Annotated in this window: 19 protein-coding genes and 1 tRNA gene; 8 read left to right on the forward strand and 12 right to left on the reverse strand. The window is 57.3% G+C overall.

Annotation, left to right across the window (positions count from 1 at the left end):
• Window position 1: 1 nt before the first annotated feature.
• The 8 genes from ACR0LY_RS02865 to ACR0LY_RS02900 form a co-directional block, all read right to left on the reverse strand.
• Complete coding sequence (locus ACR0LY_RS02865) at window positions 2-1231, reverse strand: BatD family protein (RefSeq protein ID WP_170348786.1); 1230 nt, start codon at window positions 1229-1231, stop codon at window positions 2-4.
• A complete protein-coding gene (locus ACR0LY_RS02870; RefSeq protein ID WP_170348785.1) occupies window positions 1228-2733 on the reverse strand; it encodes a VWA domain-containing protein in 1506 nt (501 codons plus the stop codon). Before ACR0LY_RS02870 ends, ACR0LY_RS02865 begins: the two co-directional genes overlap by 4 nt.
• The gene (locus tag ACR0LY_RS02875) at window positions 2730-3713 is read right to left on the reverse strand and encodes a vWA domain-containing protein (protein WP_170348784.1); all 984 of its coding nucleotides are present in this window, start codon (window positions 3711-3713) and stop codon (window positions 2730-2732) included. The genes ACR0LY_RS02870 and ACR0LY_RS02875 overlap by 4 nt, the downstream gene beginning before the upstream one ends.
• Window positions 3710-4186, reverse strand: a complete 477-nt coding sequence (locus ACR0LY_RS02880) for a DUF4381 domain-containing protein (protein WP_170348783.1) — start codon at window positions 4184-4186, stop codon at window positions 3710-3712. Before ACR0LY_RS02880 ends, ACR0LY_RS02875 begins: the two co-directional genes overlap by 4 nt.
• Window positions 4183-5130, reverse strand: coding sequence for a DUF58 domain-containing protein (locus tag ACR0LY_RS02885; RefSeq protein ID WP_170348782.1), 948 nt, complete (start codon window positions 5128-5130; stop codon window positions 4183-4185). Before ACR0LY_RS02885 ends, ACR0LY_RS02880 begins: the two co-directional genes overlap by 4 nt.
• 18 nt (window positions 5131-5148) lie before the next feature.
• Window positions 5149-6126, reverse strand: coding sequence for an AAA family ATPase (locus ACR0LY_RS02890; protein WP_170348781.1), 978 nt, complete (start codon window positions 6124-6126; stop codon window positions 5149-5151).
• Window positions 6127-6245: 119 nt separating this feature from the next.
• On the reverse strand, window positions 6246-7355 hold the full coding sequence (locus ACR0LY_RS02895) for an acetoin utilization protein AcuC (RefSeq protein ID WP_170348780.1): 1110 nt from the start codon (window positions 7353-7355) through the stop codon (window positions 6246-6248).
• A 3-nt stretch (window positions 7356-7358) separates the two neighbouring features.
• Window positions 7359-8444 carry an AI-2E family transporter gene (locus tag ACR0LY_RS02900; protein WP_170348779.1) on the reverse strand — a complete coding sequence of 362 codons (1086 nt, stop codon included), beginning with the start codon at window positions 8442-8444 and terminating at the stop codon, window positions 7359-7361.
• Between the two features lie 156 nt (window positions 8445-8600).
• On the opposite strand from ACR0LY_RS02900, the gene ACR0LY_RS02905 reads away from it, so the two are divergent.
• The 3 genes from ACR0LY_RS02905 to ACR0LY_RS02915 all read left to right on the forward strand — a co-directional run bounded on the left by ACR0LY_RS02905 (window position 8601) and on the right by ACR0LY_RS02915 (window position 11651).
• Window positions 8601-9467: a YihY/virulence factor BrkB family protein gene (locus tag ACR0LY_RS02905; protein ID WP_170348778.1), complete on the forward strand. Its 867-nt coding sequence runs from the start codon at window positions 8601-8603 to the stop codon at window positions 9465-9467.
• Window positions 9464-11365 (forward strand): multiheme c-type cytochrome, encoded by a 1902-nt coding sequence (locus tag ACR0LY_RS02910; RefSeq protein WP_170348777.1) that lies wholly within the window; start codon window positions 9464-9466, stop codon window positions 11363-11365. Before ACR0LY_RS02905 ends, ACR0LY_RS02910 begins: the two co-directional genes overlap by 4 nt.
• Window positions 11366-11462: 97 nt before the next feature.
• The gene (locus ACR0LY_RS02915; protein ID WP_170348776.1) at window positions 11463-11651 is read left to right on the forward strand and encodes a hypothetical protein; all 189 of its coding nucleotides are present in this window, start codon (window positions 11463-11465) and stop codon (window positions 11649-11651) included.
• Window position 11652: 1 nt separating this feature from the next.
• Here the strand turns inward: ACR0LY_RS02915 and ACR0LY_RS02920 are convergent, their stop codons facing one another.
• Window positions 11653-12369, reverse strand: coding sequence for an RlmE family RNA methyltransferase (locus tag ACR0LY_RS02920; RefSeq protein WP_170348775.1), 717 nt, complete (start codon window positions 12367-12369; stop codon window positions 11653-11655).
• A complete protein-coding gene (locus tag ACR0LY_RS02925) occupies window positions 12369-13481 on the reverse strand; it encodes a Ppx/GppA phosphatase family protein (RefSeq protein ID WP_170348774.1) in 1113 nt (370 codons plus the stop codon). The genes ACR0LY_RS02920 and ACR0LY_RS02925 overlap by 1 nt, the downstream gene beginning before the upstream one ends.
• Before the next feature lie 241 nt (window positions 13482-13722).
• Here ACR0LY_RS02925 and ACR0LY_RS02930 point away from each other — a divergent pair, with 241 nt between their 5' ends.
• The 5 genes from ACR0LY_RS02930 to ACR0LY_RS02950 all read left to right on the forward strand — a co-directional run bounded on the left by ACR0LY_RS02930 (window position 13723) and on the right by ACR0LY_RS02950 (window position 17143).
• Window positions 13723-14019 carry a virulence factor gene (locus ACR0LY_RS02930; RefSeq protein WP_170348773.1) on the forward strand — a complete coding sequence of 99 codons (297 nt, stop codon included), beginning with the start codon at window positions 13723-13725 and terminating at the stop codon, window positions 14017-14019.
• Between the two features lie 26 nt (window positions 14020-14045).
• Window positions 14046-14972: a methylenetetrahydrofolate reductase gene (locus tag ACR0LY_RS02935; RefSeq protein WP_170348772.1), complete on the forward strand. Its 927-nt coding sequence runs from the start codon at window positions 14046-14048 to the stop codon at window positions 14970-14972.
• Window positions 14973-14981: 9 nt separating this feature from the next.
• On the forward strand, window positions 14982-16046 hold the full coding sequence (locus ACR0LY_RS02940) for a methyltetrahydrofolate cobalamin methyltransferase (RefSeq protein WP_170348771.1): 1065 nt from the start codon (window positions 14982-14984) through the stop codon (window positions 16044-16046).
• 130 nt (window positions 16047-16176) lie between these two features.
• The gene (locus tag ACR0LY_RS02945) at window positions 16177-17004 is read left to right on the forward strand and encodes a polyphosphate kinase 2 family protein (RefSeq protein ID WP_170348770.1); all 828 of its coding nucleotides are present in this window, start codon (window positions 16177-16179) and stop codon (window positions 17002-17004) included.
• Window positions 17005-17069: 65 nt separating this feature from the next.
• Window positions 17070-17143 (forward strand) — tRNA-Gly (locus ACR0LY_RS02950).
• A 1-nt stretch (window position 17144) separates the two neighbouring features.
• Here the strand turns inward: ACR0LY_RS02950 and ACR0LY_RS02955 are convergent.
• Together ACR0LY_RS02955 and ACR0LY_RS02960 are read right to left on the reverse strand one after the other, a co-directional pair.
• On the reverse strand, window positions 17145-18002 hold the full coding sequence (locus tag ACR0LY_RS02955) for a class I SAM-dependent methyltransferase (protein ID WP_170348769.1): 858 nt from the start codon (window positions 18000-18002) through the stop codon (window positions 17145-17147).
• A gap of 24 nt (window positions 18003-18026) precedes the next feature.
• Window positions 18027-20072, reverse strand: coding sequence for an ASKHA domain-containing protein (locus ACR0LY_RS02960; RefSeq protein WP_170348768.1), 2046 nt, complete (start codon window positions 20070-20072; stop codon window positions 18027-18029).
• Window positions 20073-20216 lie beyond the last annotated feature (144 nt).

Genomic DNA, 20216 nt, shown 5'->3' on the forward strand with positions numbered 1-20216 from the left:
GTTAAGGGTTCAGCGGTGGAAGCGGTTGAGCCTGCGATTGTGGTGTTTCTGCAAGTTCCTTCATGGCCGAAATTGCAGCGGACCAATCCGGTGTTTTCTGATTGGTATCAGATGCATACCGTGCACAGCCAATCCTTGCCAACTGTGCCTCAAGTTCCCGATACCCTTGTGGATCACTGCTGCGGGTTTTCCAGGTTTCCAGCGCTGAATAAGCTGCGGAAATATCATGGGCCTTTAGCGCGCGTTGCAATTCCGCCAGAGCAAATGCAGGCGATGCGCGATATGCTTGGTGCCGCGCGTCTTTCCAAGTGCGAAAGCGCGGTGTGCCCCAACGCAAAGACGCCCAAAAAACAATTGCCGCCAATCCCAACCAAAGCGCATATTCAACCATCCTGTCCGTCGACAGAGGGTTCGACCTGGGCGCGGTGAGCGTCAGATCCACACCCGGTACTTCAACTGTCTCGACCGCGTCAGTTGACAGATTGAACCACTGGATGGACACGGGCGGCAGCTGCGCTTGGCCGCCATCTTGGGCAAGGTACACTACCTCGTCGACCCGTTGGCCGGACAGAATACCTCGATCCTCGGTTTCAGTTAAGCGTGGTTCCTTGGGGTAAGGGCGCAGCAGAGGTTCTTGATATTTAGGAATAAGTTTCGGAATAAGGATCGGGCTGGTGCCGGTTATACGCGCCGTTAACCGCCGTGTAATCGCATCTCCGGCCTGCATCTCAGTCACGCCCTCAACTTCTTGCTCCAATTCAAAACCCGTCGCGATGATCAGAGGGTTCAGATTGGCTGCACCGTCTGGGACAACAGCATTGATTGCGATCGGTGAAAGCGGGACCGAGACTTGTATTGGAGCATTCGTTTCAGGGTCGGCAAACGTCACCTTCATGTCGGTGACGCCAAGGCTGATTTGCCCGGCAAGCAGAGGGTAAATGCGATAGCTGCGCTGAACCCCGGACCATGTTTCACCGTTCACGGGCTCACTGACGGGACCTGATGCGCGTTCAGGAAGCCGGACCAACAGGTTTTCCTGTTCCAATGACGGGAAGACGGGAGGAGACGGCATGAACGTAGGAACCAGTACCTTGATGCGCACGATCCCCGGTTGCCCCACGATCACGTTTTCGGTCGGCGTCTCCACCGTCACTTGAGGTTGGATTGCAGTTGTTCCTTGCGAAAGCACTGCGCTGGGTAACAAAAGCAGCAGGAGGAGAAGGCGCTTCATTGCGTTCGCTCCTGATTTTCCAACAAGAACCGATTGCGCAGAAAGTCCTGCATGTCTGTGTCGATGGCGCTGATCCATTGATCCGCGGAAAGGGGCTGGCTGCCGTCGGTTTGGGCTTGAATGGTTGTGTTTTCGCCCCGACCTGCGTCGTTGTCGAATACGGTGTCATCCGCGCCGATACCTGCCTCTTCACCGGTATCAGATTGTTCGCGAGTGGTTTCAACATAGTCCAAAATGGCCGTGGCAACTTCAAGATTATGTTGCGCATCCGGCCAGTTAGGGCGACGCTCTAACGCAGTTTCAAAGGCCGAAATAGCTGGTCTGTATTCCCGGTTTCGGATGCGTGCCATTCCCTCGGCGAAGGCTGCTTCAGGCGTTTTAAGTTCCGCAAAGATCGCCGCGGCCTCGGGGTATTGGCCTGTTTTTAGACGAGCGTAACCTTCGTGATATGGGTCTTCGAACAACTCTGCCGCATCAGCAAAGCGCTTTTGGTTCATGGCGATCTGGCCTTGTTGGTCGGGCGTCAGGAACCAATCGCGCCATCCGTCGGCATTGGCCGGGCCAGACGGTTGAACAAGGAATAGCCCCAGCATGGCCCACCGGATAACCCAACCCCGCCTGAACCAAAGAAGGGACAACAGCGCAGCTGGCCAGGCCAGAATCCACCCTCGGTCTTGCCAATCAAGCCGGTCCTCGTCATCCAGAGCATCGACATAAGCTGTCTGTATTTGCCTCAGCAGTCGCGTGACATCCCGGTCATCAGTTGAAAACGGGACCACTTCGGCGTTTTTCAGGGTGTTGAGCTGAACGATTTCCTGTCTGTCAGGCAGCATTGTCAGAAAAAAAATCTGCGATGACGCGGTTTCGAACTCTGGAATCTGCGAGGGGTCTAGATCATCCAGAACAAACAGCACTGCGCCTGGTGTCTGACTTTCATCCAAGATGCTTTGCGCCAGTACTAAAGCGTCTCCTGCGGCATCTCCGGACTTTGGCATCACGGCAGGGGTCAGACCCTCCAACAATGGACGCAAGATGTTCGCATCCTCGGTCAGGGGTGCAACCCGGTGCGATGAGCCTGCATAGGCAATCAAAGCGGTCTGTGCGCCAGCCCGTGCGTTGATGATATCGGTGATCTTGAATTTCGCCCGTTGCAGCCGCGACGGGGTCAGATCGGTCTCTTCCATGCTGTCGGTAACTTTCAAGGCGATCACCAGGGGGGCCGTATCCGCGATCAGAGGGTTGGGCGCCCGCGTCCAGGTCGGACCAGCAGCGGCCAGCGTGAGTAGAACGGCGACGGTCATGGCAACGTCGATCGGATAGATCCGGCGGTTTGCTTCGGCACCTAACAAAAGTGCTTTAGCCAAATGTGGAGCTATACCAGCAGGCAGGTCAGATAGCCCCTTGTGTTTCGGGCGGATCGCCCACCACAGCACCGCGATTGGGATTAGGAATAGAAGGTAAATTACTCTGATAAAATGAAATTCAGTCACAACGCCGATCATGTCGCTCTCCTGTGACGTTGTGCGAAATGAAAGCCGGTCGAACTGCAAAGAAAAACGATCAACGCCATCAGCAACGGGTAATGCGTCAGGCTTTCGCGTGGGCGGTAGCTTTGGGTTTCGACAATTCTGGGGTTTTGTTCATCAATTCGCTGGTATGTGTCGCTCAGCGCGGCCTGATCGTTGGCAAAGAAATACTGGCCACCAGTACGATCCGCGATGGCTTGCAGCGCGTCCAGATCCACACGGTCTTCGCCAGTGGCGTCAGGATCACCAACGCCGATGGTATAAATGATCACACCATTATCCGCAGCGATGGCTGCAGCGTTGGCGGGCGTCATGCGGCTGGACGTATCCGCGCCGTCGCTGAGTACAATCATCAAACGCTGATCTACCTCGCTTGAGTCAAAGATACGTATTCCAAGCCCGATCGCATCACCCAAAGCCGTATTCGGACCCGCCATGCCGACTTGAGTTTGATCCAGGAACCCATTCAAACTATTGAGGTCTTCGGTAAATGGTGCCTGTACGAAGGCGCGGGTACCAAAGATAATAAGCGCCATCCGGTCTCCCTGACGCTCGGCAATAAATGCGCGCAACACGTCTTTGACAGCAGCAAGGCGCTGCTTGGGCGCCCCATCTGTGGATTGGAAATCGCGCTGATCCATCGACCCTGAGATGTCGAGAGCCAACACAACGTCCCGCGCAGATTTTTCGACGACAATAGGATCAGCCAGTTTTTCAGGACGAGCAAGGGCTGTAACAAGCAGCAGCCAGATCAAGGTTGCTACGAATGCTTGCAGCATTGACCGCTTTGAGATCATAGACCCCGATTGCGGATCAGCCCCTGCAGCCTTGGCGACATGGCGGAAAAACGGGATGCGAATTGCGCTGGTCTGTTCGCGATGCGGTGGAACAAACCAATAGACCAACAGCGGGAAGGGCAACATCAGAAAAACCCAGGGCGCGGCGAATGAAATCATCTGCGCCCTCCTTCAGGTTTGTGGCTTTGTATCCAGACCCGTGCCATATGTGACAGTTCAGGGCTCGATGGGCTTAATCTGTAGGGCCCTTCGAGTAGTAGGCGAGATGCCGGAGAGGAAACCGGCATTTTTTCAGCAGTTTGCTGTAGAAAGTTTAGCCACTCTTGCCCATGCAAACTGGCAACCTTCGCGCGTGGATATGCAGCAAGTGCCGTACGGCGTAAAATCTCTGCGACTTTTGCGGGGTCATCGTTCGCGGCTTGTAGATCGGCAAGTGCGGCGCGTCGGTATGCGTTGGATCGCTGATGTCCGCGAAACAAATGAAATCCCACAACAATGACTGCCAATACAACGACTGCAAGAGCCAGCCAACCCCAGGTCTGTGGTGTCATTGGAATTGGTTCGGGCACGGGCGCGGGCACCAGCATGTCGAGCAGCTCGACGAGGGATTTGCCGTCCACATCGACGCTCATGTCCGTCCTCCGGGATGGCCGAACAATTTCAGCAATTGATCAAGGGCCGGCTCGGACGTTGTCAGCGGGACAATCGGGAAGCCATAGCGCCGTGACCAGAGTTGCAATTGCGCCAACCTATTATCCATTGCAGCCTTGATACGGCTGGACAGGTCCGGGTCGGAACTGTCGAGCTCGATTTGTTTCGTCCCATCCGAAACCGTCATCTTCAAGCCTGCGGTCAGTTGATGCGCACTAGGGTCGGAAATATTGAACAGAATAAGGTCGTTGGATTGCGCTAAGCGGCTCAGCAGGCGTTCTGATGCCCTGTCCAGACCATCGAAATCCGAAAACACACAGATCAACGCGTTGGTATGTGCAATACCGACCGCCTGTCTCAGCACGTCATTCAGCGCGATGGTCGGTTTGGGACGCAAGGACGCGTTCAAATCGCCATTCAACGCCGCGACCGAGGATAAGAACCGCGTTAAGGCAGCGGCGCGGCGTTGCGGGCGGTGTTCGGCCAGATCAGTGTCGCCAAAGACGATGCCGCCGACACGGTCACCTTGCGACAGGACGCGATGGGCCGCAATCGCGGCGGCCTCGGCGGCGATGACTGATTTCATATACACTTCGGTACCGAAAAACATCGAAACGCGTTGATCGACAAGCAGCAGGGCAGGGCGATCCCGTTCTTCGGTATAGACCCTAACATGAGGTTTTCCGGTGCGCGCCGTCACTTTCCAGTCGATAGTCCGTATGTCATCGCCAGGGAGATAGCCGCGCAGTTCTTCGAAATTCAGACCGCGCCCTCGCAGCCGCGACGCATGGCGGCCATTCAGGATTGAACGCGCAGGTTGTCTCGGCAAAAGGCTGAGCGCGCGCGACTTTGCGCCAAGCCGCAACAGGTGTTGGGCATCCACATGAATGCGTGGGTCATTAGGATATGTGGCGGTCTGGGCCACGAACTTCTCTCCGATCAATCAGGGCAGCGCCACTAGGCGCAGGATTTCCGTTATCACGTCATCCGGTGTTTTGGCGCTTCCTTGCGCCTCAAAGCTAAGCGTGATGCGGTGGCGGAACACGTCGTGGGCAACGGCGCGAATATCCGCGGGGTCCACATAATCGCGTTCATTCATCCAGGCATGCGCGCGTCCGCACTTGTCCAGCGCAAGCGAGGCACGTGGGCTGGCACCAATTTCAATCCAACTGGCCAACTCATCGCTGAACTTCTCGGGTGTGCGGGTCGCCTGCACCAAATCAGCCATGTATCGATCCATTGCGTCGGACACATGAATTTGCCCTATCTCGAGCCGTGCCTGAAAAACGGCGTCTTGCGGGATCGGGGTTCGGGTCTTTCTGAATACGCCGGTCCCGGCGGCGACTTCTTCACCGCGCACCAGCCGTATAACCTCTACCTCGTCTTCGACCGGGGGGTAGGTGATCTGAACGTGAATAAGGAACCGATCCATCTGCGCTTCGGGCAGGGGATAAGTGCCCTCTTGCTCAATCGGGTTTTGCGTAGCCATCACGATGAACAAAGGCTCCATTTTGTGTGTGGTGCCTGAAACGGTGACTTGCCGTTCCTCCATCGCCTCCAACAGCGCGGCTTGGACTTTGGCAGGCGCACGGTTGATTTCATCGGCCAGCACGATGTTGGCAAAGATCGGGCCAGGATCGAACCGGAACGTGCCGCCGTCACTGGTTTGTTGGAATACTTCGGTGCCGGTTACGTCGGATGGCAGCAGATCTGGTGTGAATTGTATCCGGCTGAAATCTGCATCAAGATTGCGCGCCATGGCTTTGACCGCACGAGTTTTTGCCAGACCCGGCAGACCTTCGATCAATAGGTTTCCGTTCGCCAGCAATCCAATTAGCAGCCGGTCAATTACCTCGACCTGCCCGATAATTGACTTGCCCATGCGAGCTTTGAGATCATTTATCTGATTAAGTGCATTCATTTATTTGGTCCAATCGTGGCCAGATGTCAGAAAAAGACATATCAGGGCTGCGCCGAAGCGGAATGGTCAGGAATATTTAATAATGATCGAAAGTTAGCAGCGTTATCGCCACCAATCCACTATGAAATCCGGGCCGCTAATTGTTGCAGGTCGTTCTGCAATTCGGGGCGAATATCGCCGTGGTTCGGCGTGTCGCACAAGGTTTCGAACCAGTGTCGCGGAGGGCGTTTTCCAGCCGCGCGGCTCCAGGCCAGGTCACCCAGCACCGATCGCGCTGTGGCATTCAGTGTCTCGGGTATGTCGATCTTGTTCAGGGTCGCCCAAACGCCGCTCCACAGCCGTGCGACGGACCAGGGGTTATATCCGCCACCGCCCAGGACCAACAATCGGGGCGCCATATCGCGCAGGTTGGCAACAGCCCGCCAGTGGGCGTTGTTCGTTAAAGTCAGACGCGACAGCGGGTCCTCGGCCACGGCATCCGCGCCGCATTGCATTACGATGGCCTGTGGTCGAAATGATGCGGTCGCGGGTAGGATAAGTTGATCAAGAATGGCATCGAATTCGTCATCATTGAGGTTTCGCCCAACTGGAAGATTGAACGCGGCCCCACCTGCATCGTCGGTCAAAGTTCCGCTGAACGGCCAACGCCGCGCTTCGTGAACCGAGATCATGCGAACCTTAGTTGAACCGTGAAAGGCGGCCTCGACCCCGTCGCAATGATGCGCATCGATATCAACATAGACGATCCGGTCGAGGCCGTTCTTCAGCAAGGTCAGGATCGCCAAAACCGGGTCGTTCAGATAACAAAACCCGTTGGCGCGGTTCGGCAGGCCGTGATGCGTGCCGCCGGCCGGGCTGTAGACGATGCCTCCATCACGGACCAGCTCTGCACCCAACATTGATCCACCAGCGGCGGTGGCGGGACGTCTGTACATCTCGGTGAATACTGGGTTCGACAATGTGCCCAGCGCGTATTTCGCCCGCGTTTCATCCGATACGGCCTGATCCCGCTCAGCCTGTTGCAACGCTTCGATATAATCGGGTGTATGAAATGCGTGAAGTGCAGCAGGTTTTGCGCACGGGCTGACGCGATAGTTCGAACTCGTCAACCACCCTAGCGCCCGGCACAGATCCATGACGGTAGACACGCGCGGAATGGCCAGCGGGTGTTTTGAACCATAGGTCGAGCTGCGATAGATCTCGGATCCGATGAACAGGGGCGCAGGCATCGTCTAGCTAGCGACACCATGGCGGATGTCTTCCCCCAGCCTTCCGTCCAGAGACATCAGGATCGCAATCGGACGCAGGGCCGGAATATGGCTAAAGACGATCAGGATACAAACGGTGAGCGGCACGCTGAGGAACGCCCCGATCAAACCCCAGATCGTGGTCCAGAACATCAGCGCCAGAATGACCAGAAAGGTGGACATGTTCAGCGAACGTCCCAGCAGCGCGGGGTCCAGAAAGTTGCCGATCAGGAATTGAAGCGTTCCGCAGCCCAAGATGATCATCAGGAATGGTCCGATGCTTTCAAACTGCACCAACGCGATCAGGGAGGGGAAGATTACCGCGATGATCGAGCCGATGGACGGGATGAAGTTCAGTGCGAAGGTCAGGACGGCCCAGGTCTCGGCGAATTCCAGTCCAAGTATCTTGAAGACTGAGTAGCTGATGCTTGCTGTGATTAGGCTGATCAGTGTTTTCACACCGACATAGCGTTGCAGGCTGAACGAGATCGCATCCAGAATGGCAGCGAATTCGATACCCGTTTTAGGATCGCCCGCGGCCAGTTGAATCTTTTTGCGAAAGGCCAATCGTTCGGCCATCAGGAAGGCGACATAAAGGCTGATCAGGAAAAACTGGTTCAGCAGGGATGTAGCGCTGCCCAACAGAACGCGCGCGATATAAGACATGTCGATGTTGATCAGGTTGTCGCGGATAAATGTGGTCACGTCATTGCCAACCCAACCGGTGACACGGTTGACCGTCTCGTCGAACTGGTTTTCGTAAGTGCCGATCGTGCGGGCGAATTGGGTGGCCTGACTGCCCAAAATATACATGATCACGAACAACCCGGCCAAAACGACGGTGACACCGGCCACATTGGCCAACCACACCGGCATGCGGGTCAGTGCGATGATCCGGTCGCTCAGTGCGATGATCAGGACATTGACCAGCAAGGCCATTGTCAGCGGGATCAGAAACGCGGAACCAGCGTATAGCCCCAGCACCAGCAGCGTTGCCACAATCGACACGTCGCGCACAACGGAAAGCTTCAGCTTTGTCGGTGTTGTGGTTTCGTCATTGTCCAGTGTCATAGCTTGGCCTGTCTCGGGAACTGTCCTTAGCGCGTATAGCGATCCTGCACAGCAGAGCCGGATTATGCAATGCGTCCAAACCTTTGTCTGAGATTATTTGGGTAGTTCGCGGGATTGCCGGTTCTTTGGGTGCCACAGGCAGGTTAGGCTTTGAGAATGAACGCGCGTGTGATTCCTTATTTGAGCCGACCGGTTCGGGCACTTTGGGTGGCTATTGTCCGCTTTGACGCCAAGAACGGCTTCGTCATGAGCAGCCATGTCGCCATGTCTCTAATGTTGGCGCTTTTTCCGTTTGCCCTGTTTACCGTGGCTTTGGCAGGTTCACTGTCACAGGATTACGTCACCGACGAATTGATCGAGCTGATTTTTGGTGCCTGGCCAAAAGATGTGGCCGGGCCGATTGTGGCTGAACTGCGCTCGGTCCTGACGGAATCTGGTTCAGGGGTAATCACTTTGGGCGGTTTGCTGGCGGTGTTTTTTGCCTCAAACGGGGTATTGGCCGTGCGCAAGGCCATGAATCAGGCCTATCACGACCACGACAGCTGGCCGTTTTGGAAAACGCGGCTGTTGTGTCTGGGGCTGGTGATTGTTGGTGGTCTTACAATCATGATCATAGCGGCGGTCGAAGTGGTTCTGCCAGTCTATACGCAGTTGGTGTCCGAGAAGACGGATGTGAACGTGTCCGATTGGTTGTCGGTGGATCGTCTGCGCTGGACTTTCACGGTAGCCGTTCCCGCAGGTGTTGTTGTGCTGGCACATCTGGTCTTGCCAACGGGACGGCACAAGCTGCGCCAGATTCTGCCGGGCGTTGTGCTGACGCTTGCCCTTTGGGCTGCGGGAGGTTGGGGGTTTTCGGTCTATATCGCGCAGTTCGCCTCGTACAGCGCCACCTACGCAGGTCTGGCCGGGGCGATGGCCGCGCTGATCTTTCTGTATCTGTGTGCCGCGATGCTGATCCTGGGCGCCGAATACAACGGGGCGTTAATGGATATGCAGGATGAACTGGGCGGGCAAGCGGCGTGAGAACAGCAATTTTTCTTTTCGGGGTGCTGGCACCGGTTTACGCATTTGCTCAATCGCCCGAGTATGTCGGCTCGGACCAATGTATCGCGTGCCACAAGGCTGAGGCCGAGGCCTGGTCTGCATCCCATCACGCTTTGGCCTGGACCAAGGTAGAAGACGGGCACGTCGCGGCTGATTTTGACGGAACGCGGTTTGATCATGACGACATGTCTGTCGAGTTCAGCCAAACAGGCGATATGGTACAGGCCCGTGTGACCGAAAAGGATGGCACTACAACCCTTTACGATCTGCATTCGGTGGTCGGTATTGAACCGTTGCAGCAATACTTGTTCGAATCCGAACCCGGCCGTTTGCAGAGTTTCGATGTGGTTTGGGATACAAGCGAACAGCGGTGGTATCACCTCTATCCCGATCAGGACCTTCCGCCGGATGATGGGTTGCACTGGACCGGACCATATAAAAATTGGAATGCCCGGTGCGCCGAATGCCACGCGACAGGGTTTGAAAAGAACTACGATGGGCAGACCCGCAATTACAGCTCAGTTCAGGCTGAGATTGGGGTCGGGTGCGAGGCCTGCCATGGCCCATCCTCGGCCCATATCGACTGGACGCAAGGAGAAAACATCAGCGCTGATCTGAGCGCGTTTGGGTTCACCATGGATTGGGGAAAAGGCCAGACTGAGGCGGAAATCCAGCAATGCGCCGGTTGTCATTCCCGGCGTGAAGCACACGGCGATGGAAACCCGGTGCCGGGAACGCCCTATCATGACGCTTACAACCTGTCGGTGCTACGCCCAGGCCTCTATCACCCTGACGGCCAGATTTTGGACGAGGTCTATGTCTACGGTTCATTCCTGCAGTCCAAGATGTATGCACAGGGCGTCGGTTGTATGAATTGCCACGACCCGCACAGCGCTGAGCTGAAGGCCGAGGGAAATGGCGTATGTACCCAGTGCCATTCCCCGGCGGGAAATCCAGTTTTCCCGACCCTGACGGCCAAAGATTACGATACACCGGCGCATCATCATCACCCGGACGACAGCGCAGGCGCCCAGTGCGTATCCTGTCATATGATCGAGCGGGTATATATGGGTGTCGATTGGCGACGCGATCACAGCTTTCGCATCCCGCGCCCTGATCTGGGGTTGGGGCAGGACGCCTGTACCGATTGCCACCAATCCGAAGATCAAGCCTGGGCCGCGGGACAAATCCAAGGGTGGTTTCCTGACTCCACCCAACGTCGTGAGCATTTCGGGACGACGTTTCAGGTGGCTCTGACCGGGCAGGCTGACGGGCCAGAGGCTTTGCTGGAAATAGCGACTGACCCGAACATGGCTGGCATCGTGCGCGCCACGGCGGCGTATCTGCTGCAGCCCTTCGCGTCGCCCGAGGTTGCGGCAAAAACGGCACCAATGCTGTCGGACACTAACCCCTTAGTGCGCGCCAACGCAGCAGCGTTGCAACGTGAGGCAGCGCTGCCGGACCGGGTAGGGCGGTTGGAACCGTTGCTTTCTGACCCGATGCGCAACGTGCGTATTTCGGCAGCCAAAGAGTTCCTGAACATTCCGGCTCAGGCGCTGACGTCGGAGCAGCAAACACAAGTGGCGCAGAGCATGGCCGAATGGCAGGGTGCAATCGGGAACCGGCTGGATTTCCCTGAAACCCATCTTGTTTTGGGTGGAATGGCGTTGACGTTCCGCAACGCACCTGCGGCTGAGCTAGCCTTTCGCGAAGTTGTCACCCTTGACCCACAGCGCGCCGAGGCCTGGCCAATGTTGGTGCAGTTGGCGCAGATTAATCGTGGGCCACAGGCCGCGCGCACCGTACTGCAAGAGGGGCTAGACATACTGCCTAAAGATCCGGGATTGCTGCAGCTCAAGGCTCAGCTGACCCCGTAAACCGGCATGGCGTGGCCCGGATTTTGCCACGTTCCCGACTAATTATTGGGTTAACCATGGGTCAAGCTAGAAACACCGCCAGACCCTAAGGTGACCCATGTCTGACAAACCGGTTCACACATCGCAGCTGCAAAATCCTTTGTCCCTGGGCCAGAGGATCGCTGAACTGCAGGCGAGAAAGCCAGAATATATCAACCATGGCGAAGCCCTGCTGTTGCAAAGCACAGCTGCCGCGTCGCTGCGCGAGCAATTCCTGACCGGTGATCGAAGCTGGCTTGATGATTAAGTCAGCCGCGGAATCCCGTGGCGACAACAAATTTCTCGGAACTGTCAGACCGTGACGCAGGGGGCTTTACGTTTGCCACCTTTTCGAACTTTTGCTTCAACAACTTTTGCAGATCGCCCTCGGCCCCCCCGGCCAGAACCTTGGCGACAAACGTGCCGCCTTCTTCCAGCACGTCGAAGGCAAAATAGGCCGCGGTTTCGCACAGGGCCATGATCCGTAGGTGATCGGTTTGCTTATGCCCGGACGACGACGCCGCCATATCGGACATCACGACATCTGCCTTGCCGCCCAGCCAGGCTTTGACCATTTCGTCGGCATCGTCTTCCATGAAGTCCAGCACATGCGCCTCGGCACCTGCGACCGGTTCAACCTCTTGTAAGTCGACGCCCAGAACGGTTCCAATCCGTTTGCCAGATCGCTCGCCCAGCGCATTGACGCGTTTAACGGCTACCTGCAGCCAGCCACCGGGCGCACAACCCAGATCGACCACGCGCGCACCGGGAACGAGAAAGCGGAACTTGTCATCCAGTTCCAAAATCTTATAGGCCGCACGTCCGCGATAGCCATCCGCTTGCGCGCGCTTCACATACGGGTCGTTCAACTGCCGCTCAAGCCAACGGGTCGAGCTGAGCTTGCGCCCGCGCGCAGTCTTGACCTTGACCTTCAGGTCGCGCTGTCCGCGACCCGAGTTGTTTTTGCCACTTGGTGTCTTCGCCATTAGAACGGTCCGTCTTCCAATACACCGTCCGCACTCATCTGCGCATAAAGCAGGCCTTCGCGCAGCCCACGATCCGCCACGGAAAGGCGGTCAGTGGGCCAGCAGCGAAGCAATGCCTGCAAAATGGCTGAGCCGGACATGATCAGGGCCTGCCGGTCATCGCCGATACGCGGATCTCGCCGCCGCCCCAGTGGGCCGAGTTCTAAGTATCCCCGTATGACTTTGTCAATCTGATCGCTGGTCATACGCAAACCGTCCACTTTGGTCCGGTCATAACGCTTTAGCCCCAGATGCGAGGCGGCCACGGTCGTTACCGTGCCGCTAGTACCGACAATCTGAAACCCTTCGCGGGCCTGTTCGTCCTTATAGGGGGCAAAATCGGCCAGGTTTTCTTCAAAAAACCAGCTCATCAGCGCGAAACGAGCCGAGTCGTCTTCGACATCATTGAACTGGTCACGCAGAGTGGCCACCCCCAACGGAACGCTGATCCAATCCACCACTTTTGCTGCCGGGAAAGGGCTATCGGCTGTATGAAACCCGTGGTGCAGCCGCATAATCGCCGCCGGACGGTCCCGACGCGGTACGGAAGAGACGTCGATCCACACCAACTCGGTCGAACCGCCGCCGATATCTACGACCAATAGCTGTTCGGTCTTGGTCGACACCAGCGGCGCGCACGAGATCACGGCCAGGCGGGCCTCTTCCTCGGGCTGGATGATTTCCAGATTCAGGCCAGTCTCGCGTTTTACCTGCCGGATGAAGTCGCGAGAATTCTTGGCGCGCCGACAGGCCTCGGTCGCGACCAGGCGCATCCGTTTGACCTTGTTTCGCTTCAGTTTCTGCTGACAGATGCGCAGTGCTTGAATGGTGCGCGCCATCGACGACCGAGACAGCCGTCCGGTCCGTTCCAGCCCCGCGCCCAGTTGCACGGATTTGGAAAAGCTGTCTACCACATGAAAACCGCTACCCTTGGGTTGGGCTATCAACATGCGGCAGCTATTTGTTCCCAGATCCAGCGCCGCATATAACGCATCTGGATCGGGTCTTGCCGGCGCGGGGCTTTCGACCGCCTTGGGGAACGCGCCCGCACCTTTGGGACGCTTGGGCGCCATATTAAACGCCCTCCGATTTTCGAGTTACCCCGACCATAGGTCGGCCAAATGTTTCGTGCAAGACGCTCATTAAAGTGATGAGTATTTTGATGTGCGCATTTGCGCGAGAATTGAGTACAAGCGCCGTATCCTGTGGGGGACAAAAACGTCGTTTGAAAGACTGCTTGTGTCGAAAATCGACCGACTTTGACCCATATAGAAGTCTAGAACCGATCCATCTGGTTAGGAGGAATCAACGGCAATGCCTGACGTCACCATCGTATACTGGCGCGATATTCCCGCCCAAGTCATCGTCGGCAAAGGCCGTCGTGGCGCAAAGCGGCAGTTGGAGGAGCGGTTCGAACAAGCCATCGACCGGGCTGCGATGAAAGTGAACGCCAAGGACAGCGATGCCTATCTGGCCGAGTGGCGCAAGGCCGAACCCTTTGCTGTCGAGGGCGACCCGTCCGAGATTGCCGAGGCCGAGGCCGTGCGTTTGGAAACGGAATACGATCAGGGCCGCATCAAGGCTCTGATCGCCAATGACGGTTGGGCATGAGCCCAAAATCTATATGGGAGGCCGCAATGGCTTTGCTGAACTTCAAGAAACGTGATGCGGTCGAAAACGGCCCTTTGAATCCGACCGTCGAAGCCTTTTTGCAAGGTTATTCGATCGAGGTGATGCCGCGCACCGCCGAAAAGGTCGAAGATTTCCGCGCGCTGTTGCCCGAAGGCACCCGCGTCTACATCGCCCATATTGAGGGCACGCCCATCGAAGATATGGTCAAGACCGCCAAGCGGATCGCCGACGAAGGTTATCCCGTGATGCCCCATTTCCCGGCGCGGATCATCAAGGATGCGGCCACGTTGGAAAACTGGATCTCGATGTATCAGGGCGAAGCGGGCGTTGATCAAGCGCTGTTGCTGGCCGGTGGTGTCGCCAATCCGCATGGTGATTTCGACAGCTCGATGCAACTGCTGGAATCCGGCCTGTTCGACAAGGCAGGCTTCAAGCGTCTGCACGTGGCGGGCCACCCCGAGGGCAACAAGGACATCGACCCGGACGGCTCGACCAAGAATGTCGACGACGCGCTGCGTTGGAAGCAGAAATTCTCGGAAACCACCGATGCGGAAATGGCTCTGGCAACCCAGTTTGCTTTCGATGCTAAGCCGATCATCGCATGGGCCGACAGCCTGAAAGAAGCGGGCATCGATCTGCCGATCCATATCGGCATCGCGGGCCCGGCCAAGCTGCAGACCTTGATCAAATTCGCTATCGCCTGCGGTGTTGGCCCGTCGCTGAAGGTTCTGCAAAAGCGCGCCATGGATGTCTCGAAGCTCTTGCTGCCGTATGAACCGACCGATGTTGTGACTGAGCTGGCCAACCACAAAGCGGCCAACCCGGATTTCAACATCACCAACGTACATTTCTTCCCGCTTGGTGGCATCAAGACCAACGCCAACTGGGCGATCAATAACGGCGGCGCTTCGGCAAAGCCTGCAAACGCTTAAGGAACGGACATGACCCGTACAGTCGTAGAATCAAAAACAAAAACAGCCGTCCTGGGATTTGACGAACCGTTTTGCGTCATCGGTGAGCGGATCAACCCGACCGGTCGTAAAAAGCTGGCCGCAGAGCTGGAAGCGGGCGATTTCTCAACCGTTGAGAAAGACGCCATCGCACAGGTCGCCGCAGGGGCCACCGTGTTGGATATCAACGCAGGCGTTGTCTACAACTCGAACCCCAACCCGAACGAGACCGAGCCGCCGCTGATGCGCAAGATTGTCGAGCTGGTACAGGGGCTGGTCGATGTGCCGCTGTGCGTTGACTCCTCAGTTCCCGGCGCTTTGGAAGCGGGTTTGGAAGCCGCGGAAGGTCGTCCACTGCTGAACTCGGTCACCGGCGAAGAAGAGCGGTTGGAAATGGTTCTGCCGCTGGTCAAAAAGTACAACGTTCCAGTCGTTGCGATCTCGAACGACGACACCGGTATTTCAGAAGATCCCGATGTGCGGTTCGAGGTTGCCAAAAAGATCGTCGAGCGTGCCGCTGATTTCGGCATCCCGGCCCATGACATCGTCGTTGACCCGCTGGTTATGCCCATCGGTGCGATGGCAACCGCAGGCCAGCAGGTGTTCGCTCTGGTCCGTCGCCTGCGCGAGGAACTGGGCGTGAACACCACTTGCGGTGCGTCCAACATCTCGTTCGGTCTGCCGAACCGTCACGGCATCAATAACGCGTTCCTGCCGATGGCAATGGGCGCTGGCATGACCTCGGCGATTATGAACCCGGTCGCCTTGCCGGTGACGCAGAAAAAGATTGCCGAGAAGAAAGAGGCCGTCACAGCCGCTGGCATCATCCTGCCCGAAGGCATGGATGACGAGGCTTTCGTCCAGATGTTTGGCCTGGGTTCGACCAAGCCGCGCGCTGGCAAGGAAATGGAGGCCATTCGTGCCGCCAACCTGCTGACCAATAACGACCCGCATGGCGGGGAGTGGATCAGGTTCAACAAAGCGCCGGACGAAGCTGGGGCCGCAGGCGCTGCTGGTGGCCGTCGCGGTGGTGGTCGTCGTCGCCGCGCGTCCTGAACCGGACACTATATACAGTGAAAAGGCTGGGCCTCGCGCCCAGCCTTTTTCGTTCTTGATACCAATCAAGGCTAAGGCGAGGGTGGCGGGTCAGACTGACTGGGACAGATGACGAAGGACCAGCGCAATCATGACCCGACATCACCCCCCAAAGCTCGCCGACGCGGACTTGAACCTGAAATTGGGCAAGCAGAGCTATTTCAAGAAATTGGCCGAGTTGCAGGCGCAGTTGGCGCTGATCCAACAGGCGTTTCTGTTTCACGGAACCAAGGGCGTGCTGGTCTTTGAAGGATGGGATGCGGCAGGCAAGGGCGGCACGATCCGACGGATCAGTCAGGCTCTGGATCCACGCAGTTTCAAAGTGTGGCCAATTGGGGCGCCCCGGAACTATTACCTGAACCGTCACTACCTGTTGCGGTTTTGGGAGAGGTTGCCACCTCAAGGCGCGATCTCTGCCTTTGATCGCAGTTGGTATGGCCGGGTGCTGGTCGAGCGGATCGAGAAGTTCACCCCGGAAGAGCGCTGGCGCGGAGCCTATCGCGAGATCAACGATTTCGAACGCATGCTGGTGGATGACGGCACCCGCATCGTAAAGCTGTTCTTTCACATTTCTCAGCAAGAACAGATGGAGCGGTTCACCGAACGCCTACGCAACCCGATGAAGCGGTGGAAACTGACCTATGAGGACTTTCGCAACCGCGAACGATGGGCCGAAGCAGAAATTGCCGTAGATGAAATGTTGGCCCGTACCTCAACCGATGTCGCGCCATGGTGTGTGATCCCTGCCAACAACAAGAAATATGCAAGAATCAAAGCTATGCAGGCAATTGTTGACGCGTTTTCGAAAGATATCGACCTGAACCCGCAGCATCTGGATCAGCGCACGCTGGATGCGGCATGCGAGGCGCTGGATGTGGATCAATCCCTGATCGACGACCTGCGTGCCCGGACCGAGTAAGATGGGAGCTGAGATGGAAAGACGCTTGCGGTTAATCAATTGCCGGTGCTATTCAGCGCCACGCGGCGGGTATGATGTAATGGTAGCCTGTCAGCTTCCCAAGCTGAACGCGCGGGTTCGATTCCCGCTACCCGCTCCAATTACTCAGATTTTCGCGCCTGAAACAGGTTGATCAAAGCCGGGATTTCGACCGTTTTCTCAGACGCATACGGTTGAAATGCCTTTGTAATTCCTTGCTGGATATTCAATACGTCCTCGGCATCCCCTTCAAAATAGGCGATCAGACGGGCCGCCGGACCGATACGTGTACACAAGGTTGCGCAATCCTCGATCGTTCCGCGAATGCGCAGTAAGACAGGTACTTGTTCGACACGAATATCGGTCAGGCCAGCCTGGTCCAGTAGGCCAGAGACCCGTTCGTGGTCATGAAAGGCCAATGGGCCGGGGGCGTTTCGATCCATTACAGGTGGGTTGCCCAGTCGGGCACATGCGATGATATGCGGTGTCTTGAACCAGGGATTTCCGTCTAATGGTCCCCAGGCGGCAAAGGTCATCTGACCACCCGGCTTCAACGCACGTGCCATGTTGGCAAAGGCAGCGACCGTGTCTTCAAAAAACATCACCCCAAAACGCGAGATCATTGCGTCGCGATCTGCCTCGACAAACCGGTGGGTCTGGGCATCGGCATGTTGGAGGTCGATGTTTAACAACCCTTCTTCGATGGCCCGTTGCCCCGCGCGGTCCAGAAATGGCTGCGAGAAGTCCGCCGCCAGTACGTGACCGCTTTCGCCTACGGACTCTGCCGCCCTGACGCTGCTTGCACCGGTGCCGCAGCCGATATCCAGCACCCGCATGCCGGGTTGTAGCCCGGCTCGGTCTATGACCAGATCAAGAACCGGGGCCAACATTTCATCCATCTGCTCTTCATAGGTGAGCCAATTGGCGCCAGAGGGAGAATTGCTCCAAAATTCGGCCTGTTCTTCGTTCGCTGCTTGCATGATCGCCTCCCTCAGGTGACGCGACTATGACCGGCGTCGGCGTCGGCGACCAGACTTTTCATCGGCCCCTCCGGCCGAGTTGAAGGTAGGTGAGGGCAGGGTGACCACCTGCGACAGCTCCGGGAACGGATCGGTTTTGTGCGGGATAGCGTTTGCGGCGACGAAATGATCCTGGAACTTGGGTTCAATTGCTGTTTCAACCTTGGTGATCTCGCGCACGACGCGCTCGATTTCCGACCGGGCGGTGATGTTGCACAGCGCAATCCGCGCACCTGTGCCCGCCGCATTGCCCGCGCTTGAGACCTTGTCCAGCGGCGCGTCGGGGATCATGCCCAGAACCATCGCGTGTTTGGTCGAAATATGCGCACCGAAAGCTCCGGCCAGTACCACGCGATCCACTTTATCGACCTCCATGACATCCATCAGAAGGCGCGCACCGGCATAAAGCGCGGATTTGGCCAGCTGGATGGCACGGATATCGCCTTGGGTCACGGTTATGCGCGGGCCGCCCTCGGCGCTGGCGTCATGGATCAGGTAGGCATGGGTGCGGCCTTCGGGCACGCAGCGCGTGGTGCCAGTTTGCTCGGCCGACCCGATTAGACCGCTTTCATCCAGCAACCCGGCGATGCGCATTTCAGCGACCGCCTCGATGATGCCCGAACCACAGATGCCGGTGATACCGGTGGTGGCAACGTCCTGATCAAAGCCATCTTCGTCAGACCATTTCTCGGAACCAATAATGCGGAAGCGGGGTTCCTTGGTAACGGGGTCGATCTCGATCCTTTCAATGGCTCCGGGGGCGGCCCTTTGGCCGGAACTGATCTGCGCGCCCTCGAATGCAGGACCCGTGGGCGAGGAACAAGCCAGAACGCGGCTGGTGTTGCCCAGCAGAATTTCGGCGTTGGTGCCGACATCGACGATCAGAACGAGGTCTTCGGATTTTCCGGGCTCCTCGGACAGGGCAACGGCGGCACAGTCGGCGCCGACATGACCTGCGATGCAGGGCAGGATATAGACCTGCGCGCGTGGGTTCATTTTCGTCAGGTCCATCTCACGCGCGGGCAGGGACATGCTTTCCGACGTGGCCAGAGCAAACGGCGCCTGACCAAGTTCAACCGGGTCCAGCCCCAGCAGTAGATGGTGCATGACCGGGTTGCAGACGAATACAGTTTCGACGATCAGGTCGGCATCAATCCCAGCTTCATCCGCAATCGAGGTGGACAGGTCATTGATCGCCTCGCGCACGGCTTTTGTCATTTCCTGATCGCCGCCGGGGTTCATCATCGAATATGACACGCGGCTCATCAGATCTTCGCCAAAGCGGATCTGTGGATTCATCAGGCCCGATGATGCCTTAACCTCACCTGTTTCCAGATCGGTCAGGTGGGCGGCAATGGTGGTTGAGCCAAGGTCAATAGCCAGCCCATACAACCCGCTTTCATGGAGGCCGGGCCAGATTTCAACGACCTTCGCGACCGAATCCTTGTGCCCTTTGTGAACAGCAACGGTAACTTCCCATTTACCTTTGCGCAGAACCGGCTGCAGCTTGGACATCAGCGACAGATCGGCTGTGACGGCATCGATGTGCCACTGTTCGCGCAAGGCACGCTCCAGCCGCTCCAGATCGCCGGTGGGTGAGTGCATATCGGGCTCTTCCACCACCACAAAATACAGCCGGGTTGCCGGGTCCATGGTGATGGCGCGCGCGGTGGCAGCCTTGCGGACGACCTGCCGGTGTACCTGGCTTTCAGGTGGTACGTCGATCACGATGTCGCCCTGAACCGTCGCCTGACAGCCCAGACGGCGACCGGTTTTCAACCCGCGCTTGTCGTCGTAACGCTGTTCGACCGCGTTCCATTCGCTCAGCGCGTCGTCGGATACAGTCACGCCGTGCTTGGGAAACTCTCCATAGCTGGGCGTGATCTGGCATTTTGAACAGATCCCGCGCCCGCCACAGACCGAATCCAGGTCGACGCCCAACTGCCGGGCAGCGGTCAGAACCGGGGTGCCGACGGGGAAATGCCCGCGTTTGCCCGAGGGGGTAAAGACAACAAGGGGATCGGTGGTCATATCTGGCCTGCCTTTTTGTATTCGCGCGTTTGCCGGCAAGATATGGGTTTGTGCGCAAAGGGAAAGGGCATTCCGCGGCACGTTTTGGATAATGAACGTCGTTTTTTACTGTGGTAGCGGCTTGCGGGGGAAAACTAGTTTAGG

Source organism: Ruegeria sp. BC5, from assembly GCF_056539205.1.

Excerpts from the sequence above, each read along its gene's own strand:
- ACR0LY_RS02865 (WP_170348786.1), bottom strand. The coding sequence starts at position 1,231 with ATGAAGCGCCTTCTCCTCCTGCTGCTTTTGTTACCCAGCGCAGTGCTT.
- ACR0LY_RS02870 (WP_170348785.1), bottom strand. The coding sequence starts at position 2,733 with ATGATCGGCGTTGTGACTGAATTTCATTTTATCAGAGTAATTTACCTT.
- ACR0LY_RS02875 (WP_170348784.1), bottom strand. The coding sequence starts at position 3,713 with ATGATTTCATTCGCCGCGCCCTGGGTTTTTCTGATGTTGCCCTTCCCG.
- ACR0LY_RS02880 (WP_170348783.1), bottom strand. The coding sequence starts at position 4,186 with ATGAGCGTCGATGTGGACGGCAAATCCCTCGTCGAGCTGCTCGACATG.
- ACR0LY_RS02890 (WP_170348781.1), bottom strand. The coding sequence starts at position 6,126 with ATGAATGCACTTAATCAGATAAATGATCTCAAAGCTCGCATGGGCAAG.
- ACR0LY_RS02895 (WP_170348780.1), bottom strand. The coding sequence starts at position 7,355 with ATGCCTGCGCCCCTGTTCATCGGATCCGAGATCTATCGCAGCTCGACC.
- ACR0LY_RS02900 (WP_170348779.1), bottom strand. The coding sequence starts at position 8,444 with ATGACACTGGACAATGACGAAACCACAACACCGACAAAGCTGAAGCTT.
- ACR0LY_RS02905 (WP_170348778.1), top strand. The coding sequence starts at position 8,601 with ATGAACGCGCGTGTGATTCCTTATTTGAGCCGACCGGTTCGGGCACTT.
- ACR0LY_RS02915 (WP_170348776.1), top strand. The coding sequence starts at position 11,463 with ATGTCTGACAAACCGGTTCACACATCGCAGCTGCAAAATCCTTTGTCC.
- ACR0LY_RS02920 (WP_170348775.1), bottom strand. The coding sequence starts at position 12,369 with ATGGCGAAGACACCAAGTGGCAAAAACAACTCGGGTCGCGGACAGCGC.
- ACR0LY_RS02925 (WP_170348774.1), bottom strand. The coding sequence starts at position 13,481 with ATGGCGCCCAAGCGTCCCAAAGGTGCGGGCGCGTTCCCCAAGGCGGTC.
- ACR0LY_RS02930 (WP_170348773.1), top strand. The coding sequence starts at position 13,723 with ATGCCTGACGTCACCATCGTATACTGGCGCGATATTCCCGCCCAAGTC.
- ACR0LY_RS02935 (WP_170348772.1), top strand. The coding sequence starts at position 14,046 with ATGGCTTTGCTGAACTTCAAGAAACGTGATGCGGTCGAAAACGGCCCT.
- ACR0LY_RS02940 (WP_170348771.1), top strand. The coding sequence starts at position 14,982 with ATGACCCGTACAGTCGTAGAATCAAAAACAAAAACAGCCGTCCTGGGA.
- ACR0LY_RS02945 (WP_170348770.1), top strand. The coding sequence starts at position 16,177 with ATGACCCGACATCACCCCCCAAAGCTCGCCGACGCGGACTTGAACCTG.
- ACR0LY_RS02955 (WP_170348769.1), bottom strand. The coding sequence starts at position 18,002 with ATGCAAGCAGCGAACGAAGAACAGGCCGAATTTTGGAGCAATTCTCCC.
- ACR0LY_RS02960 (WP_170348768.1), bottom strand. The coding sequence starts at position 20,072 with ATGACCACCGATCCCCTTGTTGTCTTTACCCCCTCGGGCAAACGCGGG.